At 61.9% G+C, this 23,173-nt stretch carries 19 protein-coding genes; 2 read left to right on the forward strand and 17 right to left on the reverse strand.

Translation table 11 applies throughout. The features are described 5' to 3' along the window. Positions 1-9 precede the first annotated feature (9 nt). From DW233_RS06590 to DW233_RS06625, 8 genes are all read right to left on the reverse strand, one after another. Complete coding sequence (locus DW233_RS06590; RefSeq protein ID WP_117759094.1) at positions 10-411, reverse strand: PTS sugar transporter subunit IIA; 402 nt, start codon at positions 409-411, stop codon at positions 10-12. A 216-nt stretch (positions 412-627) separates the two neighbouring features. Continuing rightward, positions 628-1,509, reverse strand: coding sequence for a PTS system mannose/fructose/sorbose family transporter subunit IID (locus DW233_RS06595; RefSeq protein ID WP_158561640.1), 882 nt, complete (start codon positions 1,507-1,509; stop codon positions 628-630). After that, positions 1,502-2,287 carry a PTS sugar transporter subunit IIC gene (locus DW233_RS06600; protein ID WP_089573286.1) on the reverse strand — a complete coding sequence of 262 codons (786 nt, stop codon included), beginning with the start codon at positions 2,285-2,287 and terminating at the stop codon, positions 1,502-1,504. The genes DW233_RS06595 and DW233_RS06600 overlap by 8 nt, the downstream gene beginning before the upstream one ends. A gap of 15 nt (positions 2,288-2,302) precedes the next feature. Then, on the reverse strand, positions 2,303-2,791 hold the full coding sequence (locus DW233_RS06605; protein ID WP_117759098.1) for a PTS sugar transporter subunit IIB: 489 nt from the start codon (positions 2,789-2,791) through the stop codon (positions 2,303-2,305). Between the two features lie 260 nt (positions 2,792-3,051). Beyond that, entirely contained in the window at positions 3,052-5,805 is a 2,754-nt protein-coding gene (locus tag DW233_RS06610) for a PRD domain-containing protein (RefSeq protein ID WP_118267360.1), read from the reverse strand. A gap of 345 nt (positions 5,806-6,150) precedes the next feature. Next, the gene (locus DW233_RS06615; RefSeq protein ID WP_233547959.1) at positions 6,151-6,357 is read right to left on the reverse strand and encodes a hypothetical protein; all 207 of its coding nucleotides are present in this window, start codon (positions 6,355-6,357) and stop codon (positions 6,151-6,153) included. 133 nt (positions 6,358-6,490) lie between these two features. Continuing rightward, positions 6,491-9,118 (reverse strand): ATP-dependent chaperone ClpB, encoded by a 2,628-nt coding sequence (gene clpB, locus DW233_RS06620; RefSeq protein ID WP_118267362.1) that lies wholly within the window; start codon positions 9,116-9,118, stop codon positions 6,491-6,493. A 286-nt stretch (positions 9,119-9,404) separates the two neighbouring features. Beyond that, entirely contained in the window at positions 9,405-10,076 is a 672-nt protein-coding gene (locus DW233_RS06625) for a hypothetical protein (protein WP_147329350.1), read from the reverse strand. A 234-nt stretch (positions 10,077-10,310) separates the two neighbouring features. Between DW233_RS06625 and DW233_RS06630 the strand changes: the two genes are divergently transcribed. After that, the gene (locus tag DW233_RS06630; RefSeq protein ID WP_118267364.1) at positions 10,311-10,979 is read left to right on the forward strand and encodes a hypothetical protein; all 669 of its coding nucleotides are present in this window, start codon (positions 10,311-10,313) and stop codon (positions 10,977-10,979) included. 271 nt (positions 10,980-11,250) lie between these two features. On the opposite strand, the gene DW233_RS06635 is transcribed toward DW233_RS06630, so the two are convergent. From DW233_RS06635 to dnaK, 5 genes are all read right to left on the reverse strand, one after another. Next, positions 11,251-13,551, reverse strand: a complete 2,301-nt coding sequence (locus DW233_RS06635; RefSeq protein ID WP_118267366.1) for a hydratase — start codon at positions 13,549-13,551, stop codon at positions 11,251-11,253. 287 nt (positions 13,552-13,838) lie between these two features. Next, positions 13,839-14,255, reverse strand: coding sequence for a heat shock protein transcriptional repressor HspR (locus tag DW233_RS06640; RefSeq protein ID WP_089573643.1), 417 nt, complete (start codon positions 14,253-14,255; stop codon positions 13,839-13,841). Positions 14,256-14,328: 73 nt separating this feature from the next. Further along, positions 14,329-15,294 carry a DnaJ C-terminal domain-containing protein gene (locus DW233_RS06645; protein WP_055250811.1) on the reverse strand — a complete coding sequence of 322 codons (966 nt, stop codon included), beginning with the start codon at positions 15,292-15,294 and terminating at the stop codon, positions 14,329-14,331. A 108-nt stretch (positions 15,295-15,402) separates the two neighbouring features. Further along, complete coding sequence (locus tag DW233_RS06650; protein WP_118267368.1) at positions 15,403-16,245, reverse strand: nucleotide exchange factor GrpE; 843 nt, start codon at positions 16,243-16,245, stop codon at positions 15,403-15,405. A gap of 2 nt (positions 16,246-16,247) precedes the next feature. Further along, positions 16,248-18,140 (reverse strand): molecular chaperone DnaK, encoded by a 1,893-nt coding sequence (gene dnaK, locus DW233_RS06655; RefSeq protein ID WP_118267369.1) that lies wholly within the window; start codon positions 18,138-18,140, stop codon positions 16,248-16,250. Positions 18,141-18,683: 543 nt separating this feature from the next. On the opposite strand from dnaK, the gene DW233_RS06660 reads away from it, so the two are divergent. Beyond that, entirely contained in the window at positions 18,684-18,869 is a 186-nt protein-coding gene (locus tag DW233_RS06660; RefSeq protein ID WP_006235216.1) for a DUF362 domain-containing protein, read from the forward strand. 86 nt (positions 18,870-18,955) lie between these two features. Here the strand turns inward: DW233_RS06660 and DW233_RS06665 are convergent, their stop codons facing one another. From DW233_RS06665 to nadA, 4 genes are read right to left on the reverse strand one after another with little or no spacing between them, the layout of a single operon-like run. Next, on the reverse strand, positions 18,956-19,501 hold the full coding sequence (locus DW233_RS06665) for a transcription repressor NadR (protein WP_118267371.1): 546 nt from the start codon (positions 19,499-19,501) through the stop codon (positions 18,956-18,958). Beyond that, positions 19,501-20,361: a carboxylating nicotinate-nucleotide diphosphorylase gene (gene nadC / locus DW233_RS06670; protein WP_118267373.1), complete on the reverse strand. Its 861-nt coding sequence runs from the start codon at positions 20,359-20,361 to the stop codon at positions 19,501-19,503. The genes DW233_RS06665 and nadC overlap by 1 nt, the downstream gene beginning before the upstream one ends. Before the next feature lie 3 nt (positions 20,362-20,364). Beyond that, complete coding sequence (locus tag DW233_RS06675; protein WP_233547960.1) at positions 20,365-21,741, reverse strand: L-aspartate oxidase; 1,377 nt, start codon at positions 21,739-21,741, stop codon at positions 20,365-20,367. Between the two features lie 56 nt (positions 21,742-21,797). Further along, a complete protein-coding gene (nadA, locus tag DW233_RS06680) occupies positions 21,798-22,823 on the reverse strand; it encodes a quinolinate synthase NadA (protein WP_117786245.1) in 1,026 nt (341 codons plus the stop codon). Between the last annotated feature and the right edge of the window lie 350 nt (positions 22,824-23,173).

Here is a 23,173-nt window from a genome sequence, read left to right on the forward strand (position 1 = left end):
CGGCAGATGCTACTCGTCGTCCTCGTCGTCCTCGACCTGGATGGTGTTGAGGAGTTTGATGGACTGCCCGGCCATGTCGATCGCGTTCTGGATACCCTCGGCCGTGAGCGGCGCAGGTGCCAGGCAGAGCTCCATCGCCAGGACCACATTGACGCCCGCCACCACAAAGACGTTGGGGGCCACGTAGGGCAGAAACTTCTGATTGACACTGCCTGCCAGGATGTCGGTCAAAACGAGCACCTCGTCGTCGGGAGAAATCGCGTCGAACACGGTCTCGACCTGCGGCTCGAGCGGCGTATCGTCCACGTACGCGCAGATCACGTGAAAGTCGCACTTGGCGCCCAGAAACTCCAGCGTATCGGCCAAGCCCTGAGCAAATTTATGGTGCGACGCAAGGATTACCTGCCTCATGAGCCAACTCCTTATGTAGTAGCGGGAGTGAACCCCGCTAAACAAACCGTTCCATGGCACCCGCCGCGCACAAGCGTGTAAGGAGACGTGCAGGGCGGGTGCGGTGGAACGGTTCGCTCAAATCAGATACGAACCGTAACACCGGGGCCGTGGGATGGCGCCCACAGCCCCGTCGGCGGTCGGGGGAAGCCACCGACGGAGGAAAAGTGAAGGAACTTAGGCGGCCAGGATACCGAAGGCGGCGCAGACGCAGCTCACGGCAAGGATACCAAGGATGATCCAGTTGAGCTTGACGCCCTTCTTGATCAGTTTGTAGACCACGACGGCCAAGAGCAGACCCAAGATGTTGGGGAAGATCTGGTCGAGCACGCCCTCCTGGATACCGAGCGAGATCTCGCCGTACTGGAACACGAGGGGCGTGGTGAGCTTGACGGAGCTGTAGATCAGCGAGCCGACCACGGTAAGGCCGAGGATGGAGGCGGCGTCGGTGAGGACGTTGAGCTTATCGCCCATCTTGGTCACCACGGAAGCGCCCGCCTTGTAGCCCTGGACGTAGTTCTGCATACGCCAGAAGTACAGGGCGGCCCAGACCGCCAGCCACAGGAGGATGCCAACGGGGCTTCCCTGCTGGGCCATATAGCCGGCGATGGAGCCGAGGATCGTCATCGGCAGGATCCAGATAAAGACGTCGCCGATACCGGAGATGGGGCCCATGAGGCCGACCTTGAGGTCGTTCTCGGCATGGATGCCGTTAAGGTGGCCCTTATCCTCCATGGCGAGGCCGGCACCGAGAAGCAGGCCCGAGACGGGAGGCGTGGCGTTGAACACGCAGTCGAGCTGGTTCAGGATCGCGGTGTTGAAGGCGTCCTCGTCGTTGCCGTAGATCTTGCGAAGCGCGTAGTAGGAGGCGAACATGGCGCACGGGGCGTTCTGCGTGGCGTAGGAGTACGAGACCGTATCCATCAGGCACATACGGCGCGAGCAGATCTTGAGGTCTTCGTCGGTAAGGACGGGCTCATAGGAGCCATCGGGGAGTTGTACGGGGGCCGGAGCCTCGTTGAAGTCCTTGAATTCCTTGGGCTTGAAGAAGTTACTCATCTTCGAGCTCGCCTCCATTCACGGTAGCGGCGGCCACGGGAGCGGCCTCAGACTTGTTGCGGAAGTACTCGATGGCCACGACAGCACCCAAGAGAGCGATGGGGAGCACGGAGAGGTTGAGGTAGGCAGCGAGGACATAGCCGGCGATAAGGAACGCGTAGAACTTGTTGACCGGCATGAAGGTGAGCAGGATCGCGAAACCGGTGACGGGCAGCACGCCTGCGGCGATGGAGAGACCGTCGGTGAACCACTGCGGCATGAAGGCGTTGATGGCCTCGACCGCCTGCTGGCCAAAGGCGAGCACGATGATCATGGGCAGAGCGCCCTGGAGGAAGAGCCACAGGTGCGAAAGGAAGCACGAGGCGAGCATCTTGTTGTACTCGCGCTTGACGGCATAGCCGCGAATGACCTTGAAGACCCAGGAGTTGTAGATCTTGAAGATGACGTCGAGCTGGACATAGAGCATGGCGACCACGACGCCGATCGCAAGGCCGACGGAGATGTCGCCGTTACCGGTGATGCAGGCCGTGACGGTCGCGACCATACCGGCCATGCCGTAGTCGGGGGCAGACGAGCCGCCCAAGCCCGCGGCGCCCATGGACATGAGCTGGATGGTGCCGCCGACGATGAGGCCCGTGTTGGGGTCGCCCAAGATGATACCGGCGAGCCAGCAGACGAGCGCGTGCATAAACGGGATCGCCTGGGTCGAATAGGCGTCGACCGCGCGGAATCCTGCCAAGAGGACGAGCAGGACAAACTGGAGCGCATTAACATCCATGTTTATCACCTTTCTTTACAGGGGAATGAACTCAGAGATGGGCACAGGCTTATCGGTGGTCATGTAGCGGACCTCGACCTTGGTGCCCGCGGCCGCGATCTTCTGGTAGACAGGGATGTCCTTCTCCAGAATGAAGGCGCGCCTGCCGGCCTGGACGCCCGGGGTGCCCTCGGGCGGGGTCTCCGTAAGCCCCAACGTGAGCACCGGGATCTTCTGCCCGGCCTCGATCAGATCTAGGAACGTCTGCGGGTCGCGCGCGATGGTAAACACCGTGTGGTTGTCGTACTTGCCGGCTTTGAAGTTGGTGAGGGCCTTCTCCTCGGTAATAATCGAGAGCGCCTGGCCCGAGGGCTTCGACAGCTTCATGGCCGCCTTGCGCACCTCATCGTTGGCCGTGGCGTCGTCGATGATCATCGTGCGCTGCGTGGCGTACGTGGGGCACCAGAAGCCCTGTACGATTCCGTGGAGCAGACGATAGTCGATTCGCCCTGCGACGATACTCATGTCCACCCTTCCTTTCCGTGTGCGGGCGCGGGCGCCCGCGTTTCTTTGAGAGGGCCGCCGCTGCAACCCTTGATCTCCTGCTGAAACCAAGATAGGCGGTCGCAGACCGGCGGGACGCGGCATCAAACAGAATCGACAGAGCGCCGCAAACCGCAACAGCCTTGCCACTCAAATGGACAAGATATTTGGTTTTCTCAACACTAGCCCTCGACACTCATCGCAACAGTGTCGAGGGCTTTACCAGGTTTGTGTCGGCTGTTCTACTCGTCTTCGAGAATCATGCCCGCTATCTCGACTTTCTTTTGCGCATCGGCCATGCTCACATGCAGCATGTGGTGCACGTATGCAATCTCCGACACAGGTATCTCGACACGGTAGCGTCGCGTCATGTCGATAAAGGCCTCGCGGAAGTTCTCGATAAAGTCCGCATGGTCGCGCTCAAAGGCCTCGGTGTCGGGGGCGGAGTCAACAAAATTCTTGGTCACCAGGCGCTCGATAAGACCGCACAGGTGCACGTAGACGCCGATCTTGCGGCGCGCGTCGATATCCTCGCCCTGCAGCTCCGCCAAGCGCTTGACCGCGCGGTCGGCCTCGATGTAGAGCATCTCGGGGTTAAGGATCGTAATGGACTCGATCACGTTGCGAAGGGTCAGGTTGCGCAGGAGGTTGGCATGGAACTCCTGGACGCTCTCGGGGTCCACGAGCGGGAAGAGCGCCCGGTCGAGCGCGTCGGAGCTTCCCTCGTAGAGAATGTCCTCGAGCCCCACAAACGGCACCGACACGATGCCCGGGTCCATGGTGCCCACGACGGCGCGCACGCGGTAGTCGCTAAAGACCGGGGCGCCGTCGCCCTTTTGGGCGAGCATGGGGTAGTCGCAGGTCACGAGCTGCACCTCGGGCGTGCCGGGGAGGCTGTTCTGCACGATCTGGCGGATCTTGTCGGCTGCCTCGATACCCGACTCCGAGCAAAACGCCACGGCGTCGTTTTCGACCGAACCCCTCACCACGCTGTAGCTGGGCGCGAGCCCCGCCGAGGCGTGGGCGAGCACCTCGTCCAGATCGGCGTGGGCGATGAGCGCGCTTCCCACCTCGAGGGCAAGGCCGGTCGACACGTTGTTGACGATGTGGATGTCGCACGTCGTGAGCCCTGTAATGGCGTCGTTGATCTTTTCGAGCGAACCCATGTCCACCAGGATCGCCACCGTCTTGCAGTGCGAGTAGCGCGCGAGCAGGCGCGAGAGCTGCCCCACGATCTCGGTGACCTCCTGGTCGTAGGTCATGTCGATGGCCTCGAAGACATGCGTTCGCAGGATGCGGTCGGCGGCGTCGGCGATGCTCGTGGCGGTGGAATAGCCGTGGCACACCACCACGCCCAGGTAGTCGCGCGGGCCTCCCGTGGCGCGCAGGGCGTCCCCCACCTCGATAAAGAGCACCGTGCGTGAGAGCGCATCGAGCTCCATGCCGAGGGCTGTCTTGGTCTTGGCGGCGATTTCCTCCACAACGGTCGCCGTGCCGGGTTGGTTCTTCTCCAAAAGCGTCAGAGTCCGCTCCACGGCGTCCGCATTGGCGATCCGCCACTTGCTCAGGCCCGCACCGCCCCAGAGCTGCGTAAAGAGCGACTGCGCGATGGAGCGCGAGATCTTGCGCGTAAGCTCGATGCCGTAGGCGTGGTTCACCTGCTCGATCACGGGCGCGACCATCTTCTCGTAGGCGCCCACGCGCGGGTTGACGCTCTTGTTCTCAAAGTCGAAGTTCATGTAGTCGTCGTAGGCACGCACCGCCATGGTCGCGCTGGTAAAGAACTCGGTGAAGCTCACCTGACCGCGCTCGAGTGCCTCAACGGGGTCGACAATCTTTTGGAAAAAGCCCGTCACGCGCACGGACGGGTCGTTGACATCCTTGTCGCCGCTCACGAGCTGGTCGTCGTCGGGCTCGGGCGCCGTCTTGCCCAGCACGCTGGAGGGCAGATTGTAGGTCTGGATGGTGAGCGTCTCGCTCTCGCGGTTGAGATAGGCGCCCGCGCAGCAGTTGGTGATACATGAGCGGAGGCCGTCGATGTTGTCCTTGAAGTCGGCGTCGACGAGGGCGCGCAGGGCGCCGCGGCTTACCGCGATGTCGGCACCCACGCGACGGCCCTCGACGCGCAGGTAGTGCATCACAAAGAGCGTGCGCTCCTCGACGCTGCGCTCCGCCAGGCGCGGGAGCGTGACGGTGATGGGCACAAAGCGCGCGATACCCTTGACGATATCGCTGTCGGCAGGCAGGGCGGACGAGAGCAAGAAGCGGGCGGGAGGCACGTCCGACGTGCCGCGCGCGGTCTCGCCCGTAGGGTCGCCGGCACCGATGCGTTGCAGGATACGTTCACGCGCCACGCGGGGCAAGTGGTCGTAGCCGCTCAGGTAGATCACGCCGCCGTTGGCCTCTTTGACCGCACCACCAAAGCCGTCCGCACCAAAGATCTCGTACTCGACCTCTGTCGCCTCGACGGGTCGTTTGCAGTCGATGCGCACGTAGCGGGCCTGCGTCGGCAGAATCCCCGCATTGACGCCGTACTCAAAAGTGAGCTCGCTCATCATGCGCTTGCCCGTCCCCGGCTCGCCGATCAAAAGCGCCGGGAGCCCATGTGGCGGATAGCGGATGGCGCTCTTGAGGTGGTCGACGCATGTCCCGTACGTAAGGTCGAAGCCGATGGCCTTGTCAAAGTCCTCTTCTTCGTCGATGCCCGCAGCACCCAGCAGCTCGTCTATCGAGGCATATTCGGATTTATCGAACGCATGCCTAAAGTAGCGTTCGACGGAGTGGCGATGGAAATAGAGCACCGGGCGGGCGTTGACCTTGATAACGTCGCCCTGACGAACGAGCTCGTTAAGATACTGGCTCGCCAGACTGCGGCTCACATGGCATTCGCTCGCGATCTTAGCCGTCGTGAAGTTGTCGATGTTGCACAGGTTAAGGTCGCGCGTCATCTTGTCGAGCGTCTTGAGAATCTCGGTTTTGGTGTCGTACGTAATCACGGCGCTGCCCCTTTTGCTCTTAGGTCACTTGGGGCGATTGTAGCCAAGGGAGGCGGTGCTATACAAATAAAATGGCTCTGTTAGACCGGGATTGACATGAAGTATTGATAGGCAACGTTCCCATAGAACGCAAAACTCCACGGGGGTGTTGTCTATTGTCGCCTCATGTCAATTCCGGTCTAGCAGAGTCTTAAAAGATCATTAGGTACAGAGAGATTTAAAAATCCCCGTCCTGGAAAAATCATCTGTTGCCGAACATCAAAGGCCAGGGCTAGCGGCTCCTATTAGATGCTGGCTCACATAGCAGCCCAAGTAGCTAAAAGAGCCCCGTCCCAAATGAGTTCGTTAGCGCCAGGGGTCGGCTTCGAACAGCGGCTCGCGCTCGGGGCGGCGGTCGCTGTAGGGATCGTAGCCGTCGTCATCCTCGTTCTCGGCACGGATGTAGGGGTCGCGCGGCTTGGGTGCCGGCTTAGGCGCAGGCTTGGGTGCAGGCTTGGGTGCGGCCGGCGCGGCGTTGGCGACCGGCGCATTCGTCTTGTTCTTGTCTATCATCTGCATATCTCCTTGCCATGCAATCGTGTTCAACATTATCGATTGTCGCACGAAAAAGGGCGGCGGACCCCATTGGATCCGCCGCCCTTGGCGTTCGGCTCAAAAGGCAGATTGTAAGGCATGCGCCAAAAACCTACTGCGCGTCGGGGACCTCGTAGGTAGCCGCCGGCGTGTTGTCGCACACGACGGTAAAGCCGCCGTCCTTGTCGACATCGACTGTCACCTGATCGCCCTCGCGCACCGTGCCGTCGATGATAGCGGCGGCGATGGCGTCCACGACCTCGCGCTGGACCAGGCGCTTGAGCGGACGGGCACCGAACACGGGGTCCAGGCCACCCACAGCGAGCATCTGCTTGGCCGCCGGGGTGATGGCAAGCGTCATGCGCTCGTTGGCCAGGCGTGCGCGGACGTCGGCGAGCTGGATGTCGACGATCTTCTCGATCTGCGCCATGCCGAGCGGATGGAACACCACGATATCGTCGATACGGTTGAGGAACTCGGGGCGGAAGGTTTGAGCCATGGCCGCGTCAACCTGATGGCGCATCTCCTCCTCGTCCTTGCCGGAAAGCTCGGCGATGGCCTTGGAGCCCACGTTGGACGTCATGATGATGATCGTGTTCTTGAAGGACACCTGGCGACCCTGGCCATCGGTCAGACGGCCGTCGTCGAGCACCTGCAACAGCACGTTAAAGACATCCGGATGGGCCTTCTCCATCTCGTCGAGCAAGATCACGGAGTACGGACGACGGCGCACGGCCTCGGTCAGTTGACCGCCCTCGTCGTAACCCACGTATCCCGGGGGCGCACCGATCAGACGCTGGACGCTGAACTTCTCCATATACTCGGACATGTCGATACGCACGAGCGCGCGCTCGTCATCGAACAGGCACTCGGCCAGCGCCTTGGCGAGCTCGGTCTTGCCTACGCCGGTGGGGCCCAGGAAGAAGAAGCTGCCGATGGGCTTGTCCGGATCGGAGAGGCCCGCACGGCTACGGCGCACGGCCGCGGCCACAGCGGACACGGCCTCGTCCTGACCGATAACGCGCTTATGCAGCTCGCCCTCCAGGCCCTTGAGCTTGTCGAGCTCGCCCTGCATCATCTTGGACACGGGCACGCCGGTCCAGGCACTCACGACCTCGGCAATCTCGTCGGAGGTCACCTGCTCGTTGAGGCCCTCGCCGTCCTGCTCCTTTTGTGCCTCGAGCGCAGCCTCGGACTCCTGAATCTGCTGCTGCAAGCCCGGAATCACGGAGAAGCGCAGCTCGGACGCACGGCCCAGGTCGCCGTTGCGCGTCGCGCGCTCCTCTTCGCTCTTGGCCTCGTCAAGCTGGCCCTTAAGCTCCTGCACGTGGTCGATGGCGTTCTTTTGGTTGAGCCAGCCGGCCTTTTGCACGTTGAGCTTTTCCTGGACTTCGGCAATCTCTTGGCGCAGAGCCTCCAAACGCTCCTTAGAGGCGTCGTCGGTCTCTTTCATGAGCGCCTGTTCCTCGATCTGCAGCTGGGTGAGCTGACGCGTGGTGGCGTCGATCTCGACCGGCATGCTGTCGAGTTCCATGCGCAGGCGGCTCGCGGCCTCATCGACCAGGTCGATAGCCTTGTCGGGCAGGAAGCGGTCGGCGATGTAGCGGTCGGAGAGGTCGGCGGCAGCCACGAGCGCGCTATCGGTGATGTGTACGCCGTGGAAGATCTCGTACTTCTCCTTCAGGCCACGCAGGATTGAAATGGTGTCCTCGACGGTAGGCTCGCTGACCATCACGGTCTGGAAACGACGGGCGAGCGCCGCGTCCTTCTCGATGTACTTGCGGTACTCGTCGAGCGTGGTCGCGCCGATCGCGTGCAGGTCGCCACGAGCGAGCGCCGGTTTGAGGATGTTGCCGGCGTCCATGGAGCCCTCGGTGGCACCCGCGCCCACGATGGTATGGAGCTCATCGATGAACAGGATGACCTTGCCTTCGGATTTTTGCACTTCCTTGAGCACGGCCTTCAAGCGGTCCTCGAACTCGCCGCGGTACTTGGCGCCGGCGACCAGCGCGCTCATGTCGAGCTCGATGAGGTCGCGGTCGCGCAGGGTGCTCGGTACGTCGCCGGCCACGATTCGCTGAGCAATGCCCTCGACGATGGCCGTCTTGCCGACGCCCGGCTCGCCGATAAGCACGGGGTTGTTCTTGGTGCGGCGGGACAGAACCTGAATAGTACGACGGATCTCGTCGGTACGGCCGATGACCGGGTCGAGCTTGCCGGCGCGAGCCAGATCGCAGATGTTGCGACCGTACTGCTCCAACGCCTCAAACTGCGTCTTGTCCTCGGCAGACGTCACGCGGTCATCGCCGCGCAGTTCCTCGTAGACTTGCTCGATGCGCTCCTTGGTCACGCCGGCGTCACGCAGCACGCGACCCGCCTCACCCTTGTCCTCGGCAAGTGCCATCAGCAGATGCTCGGTCACCACAAAGCTGTCGCCCATCTTGGTGGCCTTTTTCTCGGCCTTCTCGATCACGCGAACGAGCTCGTTGGACAGGCCCATCTGCTGACCCTCGCCCGACACCTTGGGCGCATGGTCGATGGCATCTTGTGTGGAGCGTGCGAGCTGAGCCGGGTCGGCACCGATGCGCTCGATGATCACGGAGATATTGCGCTCGCCGGCACCGAGCAGGGCAGACAGCAGGTGGATCGGCTCCACCGCGCCGGCCTGTGCATCGGCAGCCGTGCTCATGGCGGTCTGCAGCGCCTCGCGCGACGTCATTGCTAGCTTATCGATTCTCATGGAATCACCTCTCTTGGGGCGGCCGCCCTACGGGGCGGCTTCACGTTGTTCGAGAAGTATTGTTGCCAGCTTTACGCGATCTTATACACAAATCTAAGTCTCTATATATAAGATTTTCTGAGTGAATTACGGATAGGGTACTGAGATGTCAGCCCGCCGCTGCCCAGGCGCGCTACCGTCTCGATCTGTAACATCTAGCAGCCATTTTTGATCCTAGATGTCACAGATCGAGACAGACCGAAAACCACCACAAAGAGGACAGGCACCTTTGTGGTGGTCGCGGCCTCTACTCCTTCGCCGAACCCGTACTTCCCGATTCGACGGTCCAGGGCATCTCATCCTCGAACAGCCATGTACGGGCAGACCCACTATCGCGTGCAGTCTGCGGGTCAGGCAAGCAGGTCTGTTTATAGGCATCTTGGATACACTGACCCATAAAATCGTTGAGCTCGGTCTGGTCGCCCTCCATGACATAGGCGACATCGCCGTCCATGATGTAGATGCCCGGACCCTCATTGCCCTCGTAGCCCGGATCGTACGAGACATCACATAACTTTGCGCCGTTTGCAGTGTCCAGCTCGATGGACGAGTGGCATCCGCCAACCATGTCGTTCGCTTTTGCCCGATAGGACGCATATCCGTACCAACGCTTAAATGTTTTGCCCTTGAGTAGCTCGGACGCCCTATCGATCAGGCTTGTATCCGTGGTATAGCGCATGGCCCCAAGCTGAATACGCGGATAATTGCTAATACCCAGCACAGCCGGCTGCTCATCAAAATCAACGGTAATGGTCTCGGGCTTGTCGTCGCCGGTCAGAAGTTCGACAGATTGAGTCACAGGCTTGACCACCGGCTCCGTCACCGCAGCAGGTAGAAATGCCATACCGACAGCGCCCGCGCCAACCACAGCGATCGCAAGCGCCAAGACAATCAATCCAATACGGGCAGAACGGCTCACGGCAAAACACCCCACAATGCAAACCTTCGCCACCTGCACTAATGATACCGCCAGCTAACACTATTACCAAAAGAAGCCGCGCGCTCCTCACCACCACAAAGGGGACAGGCACCTTTGTGGTGGTTTTCGACGCTAACGGTCGACCATCTCGCGCAATGAGATTAAACTTGAATTGCTCTCTGAACATATCCATTTCTGCCTATCCTCAACAGATCTTTGTCTCGAGGAGCGCATATGAAGCCGCCTCATTCCACCGGTCGCAACGTCATCGCCATTCTCGCCATACCCATCGTGATGCTCTTCCTTATCGTCATCACGCCCTTTTCCCTTGGTATCACCTCGCCCTTCGATTTATGCGGAATGGTCGACGCCGGCTCGCGTGCCACCTCGCTCTCCTTTATCTGTCGCGGCGTGTTTTACGAAGATGGAATTCCCACCGGAAGTTGGCAGTCAAAGTTGCCACTGCTCGGTCAGATCGACGGATGCTCCCCCTATTTCTGCCTTGGACCTCAGACGCTAAACTATCTAATCGACGACCAGCCACTCGACTTCATCACCCTCGCCTACGACTACGCACCAAACACCGATGAGCGCCACATGAACCAAGTCCTCGACAAGATGCTTGGACAGTGCGGGCTCACCGAGGAGGCCGGTCGAACCATCTATAGCAACCAGAGATTAAAGCGAACAGAACTCCGCCGTGTCGGAAAAATCAAAGGGCGAAACGGGGCCGCCTACTGGGATGCCTGGGCAACACGCGACAAGGGCGAATTCGGACACAGCACCTATATGGTCACTGTCTACACCAAAGACGGAATTAAGGACAATGTTGACGATTTCGCGTCATCCAAACTCGGCATCCCCAAAACAACCAAACCCGCCAGCCCAGATGAAATTCTGTAGAGCCGCCCATTAACATGCCGCTCAACGATCACAACAGCATCGAGCTCGTCCCCACCACCACAAAGGTGCCTGCCCCCTTTGTGGTGGTTTTCAACAAAAAGAAGCCGCCCCGATAACAGAGGCGGCATCAAGCAAGTCTATTTTTGGCGCCCCTCAAGACCCAACGAGAACGCAGAAATGTAGCCCGGGGCTTACCCTTTCCCGAACGCGACCCTCGCGAAGCGCGTGAGCGAGCGGGAAAGGGTAAGCCCCGGGCGGACAATTAAGTGCGTTACTCGGCAGCGGCCTTGAACTTGTTGTAGTTGATCAGGCAGCCGGCCTTGACGATGGCACGCTCCTCGGCCGTCATATCGGCAATGTAGAGCTCAATCCGCTCGACCGCACCATCGGCGCGCACCACGTAGGCGGCGATGTCCTTTAGGTCGCCATCGAGCGCGGCGCGGACACCCGGCACAAAGACGTAATCGCCCACCTCAAAGTTGGGCTCCGCCTCCATCTGAAAGGGCACCATGCCCCAGTTCATCACGTTGGAGCGATAACGCTTGGTAGCGTACTCGTGGACGATGTTGGCCAGGCCGCCGATCACGCGCTGGCAGCTCGCGGCCTGCTCGCGGGCAGAACCGTCACCTGGCTTCTTGGCATAGAGCATGGAGCCGTACTCAGTCGCCTTGGTGTCTGCCGCGACACCCGCGCCGGCCAGTGCCTCAAACACGCCTGCAAGCTCGGCATCGAGCGCCGCCAGGTCGCCCGCGGCCTCTCCGGCCACGCGGCGCTTCTCCACCGCGTCGACCTCCTTGGAGCGGCCCACGTAGGCCGGATCGCGACGGCTCAGCGTAAACTCGGCCAGGCCCAGCGGGTTGGAGCGGAAGGAGCTCGTCTCGCCCGAAGGAATGAGCTCGTCGGTCGTGGTGACCGGGTCCATGATCTTGGAGCACACCTTGAGCAGAATGTCGTCGCCGAGAGGCTCCATCGCGGGCCACGGCTTGATGTTGGGGCCTTCGACCAGCTCGTCGGCAGGCTCCGCCTTGCCAAAGCCCCAGTACACGCGCTTCTTGTACGGCGCGTCGTCGAAGGTGTACTCGCAAGCCTCGTCCCAGGTGTCCTCGGGCAGGTCGGTCGCCGGCGTCAGGATGCCGCCGTTGGCAGCCGTCGCCGCAATGGAACGGGCGTCCATCAGAGCCACGGCGCTCAGCTGGCCATTGCCCGGCTTGGAGCCCTCGCGGTTGGGGAAGTTGCGCGTAGTGTGGCGGATCGACAGGCCGTTGTTGGCGGGCGTGTCGCCGGCACCGAAGCACGGGCCGCAGAATGCCGTGCGCACGATCGCGCCGGCCTCCATAAGGTCGTAGATATAGCCGCGGCGTGTAAGCTCGAGTGCCACGGGCTGGCTCGTGGGATAGACCGACAGCGAGAACTCGCCGCAGCCGGTGTTGGCGCCCTTGAGCACGCGGGCAGCCTGGACCACGGAGTCGTAGTTGCCGCCCGAGCAGCCGGCGATAACGCCCTGCTGCACGTGCAGCTTGCCGTCGACAATCTTGTCGAGCAGGCTAAAGTGCGTCTTACCCTCGCCGATCTTGGCGGCCTCGAGCTCCACCTCGTGAAGGATGTCCTCGAGGTTCTCATTGAGCTCGTCGATCTCAAAGCCGTTGGAAGGATGGAACGGCAGCGCGATCATGGGCTTGATGCTCGACAAGTCGACCTCGACGCAGCCGTCGTAGTAGGCAACATCGGCAGGCTTGAGCTCGCGGTAGTCGTCGCCGCGGCCGTGCATGGCCAGGAATGCGTGCGTGTCCTCGTCGGTGGCCCAGATGCTCGACAGGCAGGTGGTCTCGGTGGTCATGACGTCGACGCCGTTGCGGTAGTCGGTCGTCATGCTCGAGATGCCGGGGCCCACGAACTCCATGACCTTGTTCTTAACGTAGCCCTTGGCAAAGACGGCGCGGATGATGGCGAGCGCCACGTCGTGCGGGCCGACGCCGGGGCGCGGGGCACCCGTGAGGTAGATGGCAACGACGCCGGGATAGGCGACATCGTAGGTGTCGCGCAGCAACTGCTTGGCCAGCTCGCCGCCGCCCTCACCCACGGCCATGGTGCCTAGGGCGCCGTAGCGGGTGTGCGAGTCGGAACCCAGGATCATCTTGCCGCAACCGGCAAAGTTCTCACGCATAAAGGAGTGGATAACGGCGATGTGCGGCGGGACGAAGATGCCGCCGTACTTCTTGGCCGCGGAGAGGCCAAAGACGTGGTCGTCCTCGTTGATGGTGCCGCCCACGGCGCACAGCGAGTTATGGCAGTTGGTGAGCACGTAGGGCAGCGGGAACTGCTCCATGCCCGAGGCACGCGCCGTTTGGATGATGCCGACAAAGGTGATGTCGTGGCTCGCCATGGCGTCGAAGCGAATCTTGAGTGCCTCGGGGTCGCCGGACGTATTGTGTGCTTGGAGGATCGAATACGCGATGGTTCCGCGCTTGGCATCCTCGGGCGTCTTCGTAATGCCGCGCTCAGCAGCCTCGGCCGCAGGCACGACCTCGCTGCCGCCGCGCAGGTAGATGCCGTCCTCGTACAGCTTGACCATACTGTCTCCCACTCTGCCCAAAACGATTTGGGCGCATAGCATACATTCGTTCAATATCGTGCCATAGAACGGTTGCGAGTGGGTTACGAATCTGCACGTTCACTTTATCTCAGTAAAGCAAAGAACGAGTTGGGTGCCGGGGGCAGACTTAGACGCCGAAATGACGAGAGTGGATAATCTCCCACTTTGAGCCTGCAAACAGGCCAAAAACGGGAGATTATCCACTCTCATTCTGCGGGCACTCATTTAAGTCTGTCCCCAATGAGTGCCCGGCAGCGTCGGCGGAGCTATAGGTCGCTACCCGTACCTAGCAGCTTGCGCATGACTTGCTCGGGGTTGACCGAGCCATCGCGCGGGGCCAGGGCGGTGATCTTCTTCTGCATCTTGTACTCGTGCAGCTCGTCCTCGAGCTGGCGCACGCGAGCGCGGAGCTTCTCATTCTCGCGCTCGCGCTCCTCGGCACGCTCCTTCATATCGAGGATGCGCACCACGCCGGCAAGGTTGATGCCCTCGTCGGTCAGTTGGTTGATGAGCTCCAGGCGCTCGATATCGGCACGCGAATACAGACGCGTGTTGCCGCCCGAGCGCTGGGGGTTCACCAGGCCCTTGGACTCGTAGACGCGCAGAGTCTGCGGATGCATGCCGGTCAGCTCGGCCGCCACGCTGATCATGTACAGCGGTTTGTTCCTATTGTCCTCGGCCATGCTACCTGACCCCTTTCCGTCTCGCTATCGTCCATCATAAGCCTGCGGCCAGCCCGTGGGCCACGCAACCGCCCTAGTACGTCGCCTTGTAACGGTTGACCTTCTCGCGATAGTCGCGCGTGTCGGCCTCACGCAGCTTGGCCATGGCATCGCGCTCGTCATCGGATAGGTTCGTGGGGACCTGCACCTTGATCTCGACGAGCAGCGCGCCCGTACGGCCACGGTGTTTAACGTCGGGCGCTCCCATCTCCTTAAAGCGGAACTTCTTGCCCGTCTGGGTACCCGCGGGCACCTTCAGACGGACCGTCGCACCGCCGGGCGTGGGCACGTCCACCGTGCAGCCGAGCGCCGCCTCGTAGACCGAGACCGGTACCTCCATGGTCACATCGGCGCCTTTGCGCTTAAACAGCGGGTGCTCCTCCACGTGCGTGGTCACGACCAGGTCGCCGCGCTCGCCGCCGGCAACGCCATACTCGCCGCGACGCTTGTAGCGTAGCTTGCCGCCGTCGACCGCACCCGCAGGCACCGAGACCGTAATGGTCTGCTGCTCGCCTGTCGAGGGAATGCGATAGGTGACCTTGTGCGTCACGCCGCGGAACGCGTCCTCGGCCGTCACATCGACGGTCAGCGACAGGTCGCCGCCCTTGCGAGCACGGCTGCGGCCCGCGCCGGCACCGGCAGCGCCCGCAGCCCCGGCAAAGCCCGAGCCCCAATCGCTGCCCCAGGCGCCGTTGCCGCTAAAGATGCTGTCGAAGATATCGCCCCAGCCGCTGGCGCCCGCGCCGGCACCGTAGCCGCCGCCATACGCGCCGCCCGCGCCCGGCATGCCGCCGAACATGAGCATCTGGTCGTACTCTTTGCGCTTCTTCTCGTCCGAAAGCGTTTCGTAGGCCTCGCTAATCTCCTTGAACTTGGCCTCGTCGCCGCCGGCATCGGGGTGATATTTTTGCGCGAGCTTGCGAAACGCGCTCTTGATCTCTTTGTCGGAGGCGCTCTTGGATACGCCCAGGATGTCATAGAAGGTTTTGCCTGCAGCCATCGTAGCTCCTCTCCTGTTACGTCCGCCGCCCATGCAGGCGACGGCTCATGCTTTCATATGGCACTAGGCCAGAAAGGGCCCCGGGTGTTGCCCCGGGGCCCTTCTCAATTACTCCTCGGTGCTCTCGGCCGTATCGGCCGTAGCATCCTCGGGCGCCGCTTCGGGCTCCGGTGCGGGGCGCTTCTCGCCACCGTAGGTCACCGTCACCATCGCGGAACGCAGAATGCGATCCGCCATACGGTAGCCCTTCTGGTACACATCGTTGACGGTCTCGTCGTACTGCGATGCGTCCTCGACGCGACCCACAGCCTGGTGCTCGAGCGGATCGAACGCCTCGCCCTTGGGGTCGATGGGCTCAACGCCCTCGTGCGCAAACACATCGAGCAGCTTGGCATGTACCGCGTCAACGCCATCGACGAACTGCTTAAAGTCGTCAGAAAGCTCTTGGCTGCGGGCATGGTCGATCGCGCGCTCGATATCGTCGATCACCGGCAACAGCGCGGTGACAAGCTTCTCGGTCGCGCGCTCGCGCTCGGCGATGCGCTCGTTGGCGGTGCGGCGACGGAAGTTCTCCCAGTCGGCCTGCAGACGGGCGGTGCGCTCGGTAGCGTCCTTCGCCTTGTCCTCGGCGGCCTTCTGAGCCTCTGCCGCAGCATCGAGCTCATTGCGCACATCGGCAAGCTCCTTTTGGGCCTGCTCGAACTTGAGCTTAAAGTCGTTGTCGGCGGCTTCTTCACCGGCGCGGATAGCGGCTTCCACCATCTCGTCCTCGGTCATCGTCGCCTCCTTGTTGGAATCCTCTACCTGGTTCTCGGCAGCCTCGGCGGCCTCGGCCTCGTTGGCCTCGGTATCGTCTGCGGCCTCTACGGGAATCTTCACGTCCTTCTCCTCAGAGTCAACGGGGGCGGCGCCAGCAGCAGCCGCCTCCGTGCGAGCTTTACGGGCGGACATGATTACTTGTCCTCGTCGTCCACAACCTCGTAGTCAGCGTCGACAACGTCATCGTCGGCAGGCTGGGCACCGGCGGCACCGTCGGTCTGCTGCTGAGCGTCGGCGTAGACAACCTGAGCCAGCTCGTAGGCCACAGACTGCAGGGACTCGCCAGCGGCCTTGATAGCCTCGACGTCAGAGCCCTCGAGCGCCTTCTTGGCGTCGGCGATAGCAGCCTCGGCCTTGGACTTCACGTCGGCGGAAACCTTATCGCCCAGCTCGTTGAGGGTCTGCTCGGTGGAGTAGCACAGGCTGTCGGTCTGGTTGCGGACCTCGACCTCTTCCTTCTGCTTCTTGTCCTCCTCGGCATGAGCCTCGGCGTCCTTGACCATGCGATCGACTTCGTCGTCGGACAGAGCAGTGGAGCCGGAAATGGTGATCTGCTGCTCCTTGCCGGTGCCCTTGTCCTTAGCGGAGACCTTGACGATGCCGTTGGCGTCGATGTCGAAGGTGACCTCGATCTGCGGCACGCCGCGGCGGGCAGCCGGGATGCCGGTCAGCTGGAACTTACCGAGCGACTTGTTGTCGCGGGCAAGCTCGCGCTCGCCCTGGAGCACGTTAATCTCGACGCTGGTCTGGTTGTCGGCAGCGGTGGAGTAAACCTCGGTCTTGGAGGTCGGGATCGTGGTGTTGCGGTCGATCATCTTGGTCATGATGCCGCCCATGGTCTCGACGCCCAGCGACAGCGGGGTAACGTCGAGCAGCAGGATGCCCTCGACGTCGCCGGTGAGCACGCCGCCCTGGACGGCAGCGCCGTCGGCAACGACCTCGTCGGGGTTCACGGACATGTTGGGCTGCTTGCCGGTCATGGTCTTGACCAGATCCTGGACGGCGGGCATACGGGTGGAGCCGCCGACGAGGATGACCTCGGTCAGATCGGAGAGCTTGAGCTTAGCGTCGCGCAGGGCGTTGGTGACAGGCTGCTTGCAGCGCTCGAGCAGGTCACGGGTGATCTTCTCGAACTCGGCGCGGGTCAGCGTGTAGTTGAGGTGCAGCGGGCCGGACTGGTTCATGGTGATGAACGGCAGGTTGATGGTGGACTGCTGGGCGGCGGAGAGCTCCTTCTTGGCGTTCTCGGCGGCCTCCTTCAGACGCTGCAGGGCCATGGGATCCTGACGCAGGTCGACACCGTTCTCCTGCTGGAACTTGTCGGCCATCCAGTCGATGACGCGCTGATCCCAGTCGTCGCCGCCCAGGTGGTTGTCGCCCGAGGTGGACAGAACCTCAAACACGCCATCGGCGAGGTCGAGGATGGAGACGTCGAAGGTGCCGCCGCCCAGGTCGAAGACCAGGATGCGCTGGTCGGAGCCCTGCTTGTCCAGGCCATAGGCCAGAGCAGCAGCGGTCGGCTCGTTGACGATACGCTTGACGTTGAGGCCGGCGATCTTACCGGCGTCCTTGGTGGCCTGACGCTGGGCGTCGTTGAAGTATGCCGGGACGGTAATGACGGCGTCGGTGACGGTCTCGCCCAGGTACTTCTCGGCGTCGGCCTTCATCTTGGCGAGCACCATGGCGCTCACCTGCTCGGCGGTGTAATCCTTGCCCTCGATGTCGACGACGGCACGGCCACCCTGGCCCTCCTTGACCTCATACGGCACGGTCTTGAGCTCAGAGGTGCACTCGGAGTACTTGCGGCCCATGAAGCGCTTGATGGAGAACACGGTGTTCTTGGGGTTGGTGACAGCCTGGTTCTTAGCGGCCTTACCCACGACGCGGTCGCCGTCAGCACGGAAGCCCACGACAGACGGGGTGGTACGGTCGCCCTCGGCGTTCACGATAATGGTCGGAGAACCGCCCTCGAGGACGGCCATAGCGGAGTTAGTAGTACCAAGGTCGATACCAAGAATCTTACTCATTAGAAATTCCCTCTCTCTTTTGCGTTCGCGCCGCCTCGACGGTCTGTCGTGTGGCGCTTCGGCTTGTCTTTCAGGATGTAGTGTATCCCCTTATGGGCCGGAATATACAAAATCTAAGTCAATTCATATAAGATTTCTTATCTCTGAGAGTTTAGGTTCTCAAATGCGCAGGTAGATGCACTGTTTGAGTTCTCGGCAGATCTATTGAGATCTATGTAGAGATGGCTGAGGTTTGGGCTTGGGAGCGCACATGGCGGCCCCGGGCTTCCCTGGGGAAAGTTCGACCCGTTTTTCGGCCAAATAACGGGATGCCCTTTCCGCAGACGCGCTCAATCGCTCAATATTTCAAGTCATCTTTAGCTAACATTTGCGCAGCTCAGCGGCCTCACCTGCATGTTTTTTAGTAAGCCGTGGCATACTCGGCGAACGGTATGAAGATGCCGGCCAGAGGGTATTGCAAACGGTCGCTCCCGTGGTATGTTTTTGCCCGAATCAAACCGACGCGCATCGCCTGTAGCGTCGGTCAACAGAGAGGAAACTACCATGGCTCATCCCGTAATTGATGCCGACGAGTGCATCGCTTGTGGCGTTTGCGTCGACTCCTGCCCCGCTGGCGTTCTGGAGCTCCAGGACGTCGCTACCGTCGCTGACGAGGACTCCTGCGTCGCCTGTGGCGCTTGCCAGGACGCTTGCCCCGCTGGCGCGATCACCGAGATCGTCGAGGAGTAACAACTCCCCACTTGCACACTCAAAAGTACACCGTGCACAAAAAGGAGGCCTCCGCATCGCCGCGGAGGCCTCCTTTTGCATGTGTTCTAGGACAAATCATCCTCGTAGGGCATTAAATCGGCAAGGTAGCCCTTTTCCTTGAGCATGGTCTCGATCTCGTCGAGGGTTTGCTCATCCTCTGCCGCAATGCGATGGAAGTGGTAACCACTCGTCACCGTTAGTAGCGGAAAGCTCTTGCCGCTCTCGATATCGTGCAGGTAGCGCTCAACATCGCGACGATTGCGAATGTCCAGGTCGGCCGTGATCTTACCGTACACGCGGTGATTGACGATCACGTTGAGCACGGCGCCTCCGGCGTCGACGATACTCGTGAGCTCATCGCCTGCCTGCTCAACGCTGTGGCGAACCTTGACCAAGCGCGTGGGCACGGCGGGGCTGCTGGGGGCCTCCTGCAGCACGTAGCCGCGATTGGTCGCCACGATATCGTGCCCATCGGCGCGCAGCAGGGCAATGTCCTGAACCACGACCTGACGGCTCACGCCAACCTCGCGGGCAAGCGCACTGCCCGAAACGGGCCCCGTGGCTCCCTCGAGCACGCCCATGATGGCACGGCGACGCTCGCGGGCGTCCATTATTTACCGTCCAGCAGACGCAGGTGCTTAAGCGAAAGGTCGAGAATCGGCGCAGAGTGGGTCAACGCCCCCGAGCTAATAAAGTCAACGCCCAGGTCGGCGAGCACGCGGATATTGCTGGCGTCCACGTTGCCCGAGCACTCGGTCTTGGCGCGGCCATCGATAAGCTCAATCGCGGCAGCCATGTCGTCGTGGGTCATGTTGTCGAACATGATGATGTCGGCGCCGGCTTCCACGGCCTCGCGCACCATGTCCAGGTTCTCGCACTCGATCTCGACCGTCGTGGTAAACGATGCATGGGCGCGCGCCATCTCGATCGCACGCATCACGCCGCCGGCGGCGTCGATGTGGTTGTCCTTGAGCATGACGGCCGTCGACAGGTTGTAACGGTGGTTGCTGCCGCCGCCGATCTCGACTGCGGCCTTCTCGAAGACACGCATGCCCGGCGTGGTCTTGCGCGTGTCGACAAGCACGGTCTTGGTGCCCTCGAGCGCGGCCGCCATCCGATGCGTGTAAGTAGCGATGCCGCTCATGCGCTGCAGGTAGTTGAGCGCCACGCGCTCGCCCGAAAGCAATACGCGCGCATCGCCGCGCACCTGGCCCACGTGGTCACCGGCGTGCACCTCGTCGCCGTCCGCGACATCGAACAACACGGAGCTCTGCGGATCCAGCAGCTCAAAAGTGCGAGCGAACACATCCAAGCCGGCGATGATGCCATCGGCCTTGGCGATGAGCTCAACGGTAGCGGGGCGCGCCGTAGGGCACACGCTCGCCGTACTCACGTCCTCAAACGTGATGTCCTCGCGCAGAGCCTGCAAAATCAGATCATCGACGACGAGCTTCATGGTAATGGGATTCATGGTCTACTCCTCCACGGCCTGCGTGCCGGCCGCACGGGCCAAATCATCGATTGCAAGGGTCTCGGCGCCCAGGGCGCGATGACGCCCGTCAAGCGCGGGCTCGCCCGCCTGCTCCACGGCGAGCGACTCGCCGGTGCGCATGCACCAGGCGGCACGGCGGCCCCAAACCAGGGACTCGAGCAGGCTGTTGGAAGCCAGGCGATTCTTGCCGTGAACGCCGTTGCAAGCCGTCTCGCCCGCGGCGTAGAGCTCGGGCATCGAAGTGCGGCCGTCCTTATCGACCCATACGCCGCCCATAAAGTAGTGCTGCGTGGGCGTAACGGGGATGGGCTCGTCCAGGATGTCGCGACCGTCCTCCAGGCAGCGCGCGCGGATGTTGGCAAAGTGCCCGGTCACCACGTCGCGCTCGACGGGGGCAAAGCTCAGCCACTCGTGCTCGGCGCCGTCGAGCTTCATCTGCTCGCGAATAGCGGCGGCGACCACGTCGCGCGGCTGCAGCTCGTCGGTAAAGCGCTCGCCGGCGGCGTTGAGCAAAACCGCGCCCTCGCCGCGGCAGCTCTCGCTGATCAGGAAGGTGCGGCCCGGCTGCGGCGAGAACAGTCCCGTGGGGTGGATCTGCACGTAGTCCAGGTGCTCCATCTTAATGCCGTGCTCCTGAGCGATATAGCAGGCATCGCCGGTGAGCTGCGGGTAGTTGGTGGAATGATCGTATACGCCACCGATGCCGCCCGTTGCCCACAGCGTGTGGCGGGCATGGATCTTAAACGGCTCACCGGTATGCACGCCCTCGGCGGCATTTGCCAGCTCGTCGGCGGGACGAACCGAGTTGTCCTCGTCCACGGGAACGGCGATGACGCCGGCACACACCGTGGCGCCGTCACGCTCGGCCGTCAGGATGTCGGTCATGGCCACGTGCTCCAAAATCTGCACGTTATCCAGCTTGCGAACGGCCTGGAGCAGCTTGGTCGTGATCTCCTTGCCCGTAATGTCGGCATGGAAGGCGATGCGCGGGCGGCTGTGCGCACCCTCGCGGGTAAAGTCGAGGCTGCCGTCGGCCTTGCGCTCAAAGTCCACGCCCATGGCCAGCAGGTCGTTGATGACCGAGCGGCTCGAGCGGATCATGATGTCGACGCTCTCGCGGCGGTTCTCGTAGTGGCCGGCGTGCATGGTGTCCTCAAAGAAGGCATCGTAGTCCGAGCCCTCGGGCAGCACACAGATGCCGCCCTGCGCGAGCATCGAATCGCACTCGTCGACAGCGCCCTTGGAGAGCATGATCACGCGCGTGCTCGTCGGCAGGTTGAGAGCCGCGTACAGGCCCGCCACGCCACAGCCGGCAATGACGACGTCGCACTCCATGTCGGGGTATTGTTTGGTTTCCACAGGAATCCTCTCCCTTGTAATGTGACATGCGGGACTGTCCCTCACGTCACATTGTTCTAGCGCGCTGCGTACTCGAGCATACGGTCGAGCGTGAGCTTGGCCTGGTCTGCCGCCTCGTCCGAGACGCCGATCTGCACCTCGCCCTCACCCGTCTCCAGGCAGCGCACGAGCTTTTCGAGCGTGATGAGATCCATGTTGACGCAGGTGGGCTGCACCGCGGGGAAGTAGAACTTCTTGCCGGTGCCCTGGCAGCGGCGCTCGAGCTCGTAGAGCACACCGCGGACCGTCACAATGATGAACTCGCTCGCGTCCGACTCCTCGGCGTACTTGATAATGCCGGCGGTGGAGCCGATGTAGTCGGCCTCGGCCAGGACGTCGGCCTTGCACTCGGGATGCGCCAGCACGAGCGCGTCGGGGTGGGCCTCCGTCGCGTCGACGATCTGCTCGACGGTGATGATGTGATGGCGCGGGCAGTAGCCGTTGTTGAGGATGACGTGCTTTTGCGGCACCTGCTCGGCTACGAAGCGGCCCAGGTTTTGGTCGGGAATGAACAGGATATGCTGCTGCGGCAGCTCGGACACGATCTTAACGGCGTTGGAGCTGGTGACGCACACGTCGCTCCAGCTCTTGATCTCGACCGTGGAGTTGACGTAGCAGACCACGGCCAGGTCGTCGCCGTACTCGGTGCGCGCCGCGTCGACCGTCTCGCGCTTGACCATGTGAGCCATGGGGCAGTCCGCGCCCGGCTCGGGCAGCAGCACGGTCTTGGTGGGGTTGAGCAGCTTGGCACTCTCGCCCATAAACTCCACGCCGCACAGCACGATGGTCCGCTGCGGCAGGCTCTTGGCGAGTTTTGCCAGGTAGAAGCTGTCGCCGACGTAATCGGCAACGGCTTGGACCTCGGGCGCCACGTAATAGTGTGCCAGGATCACCGCGTCACGTTGGGTTTTAAGTTGCTGAATGGCCTCGACGAGCTCTGCGGGCACCAGTGCCGCGCGCTCCGTTGCCGTCGTTGCCGATGCTAGGCCGGCCGCGATATCGCGTGCAAGCTCCGACGCATCCATGTTCGCGCTCTGTGCCATCAAGGCCCCTCTCTTTTGGCGAATCTTGGGGCTTTAGTATGACACCTAGGTTTACAGCTGACAAGACAGCTGTAAACCTAGGTGTAAAGTTGAAATAAAGATTCAATCATGCGGCAGGTCCATTTTCGAACTGGCAAGCTGAGGACAGCCGAAAATGGACCCGCCCCATGATTCGGGCAGCCCGTTTTGTCCTGGACCAAGGGGCAGTGGTCAAAAAGGGCCAAATATGAGTACTGTCACCAAATTAGTAGCATCGATTTTCCGGTCCAGAGCAGCAAAATCGCCTTGTTTGGAGCCCGATCGGGTAGCGCGCAGAGATGTGGTGTAAGAGGCGGGGAATGCCCCGCCTC

The organism is Collinsella sp. AM20-15AC (assembly GCF_003471405.1).
Lineage (GTDB): Bacteria > Actinomycetota > Coriobacteriia > Coriobacteriales > Coriobacteriaceae > Collinsella.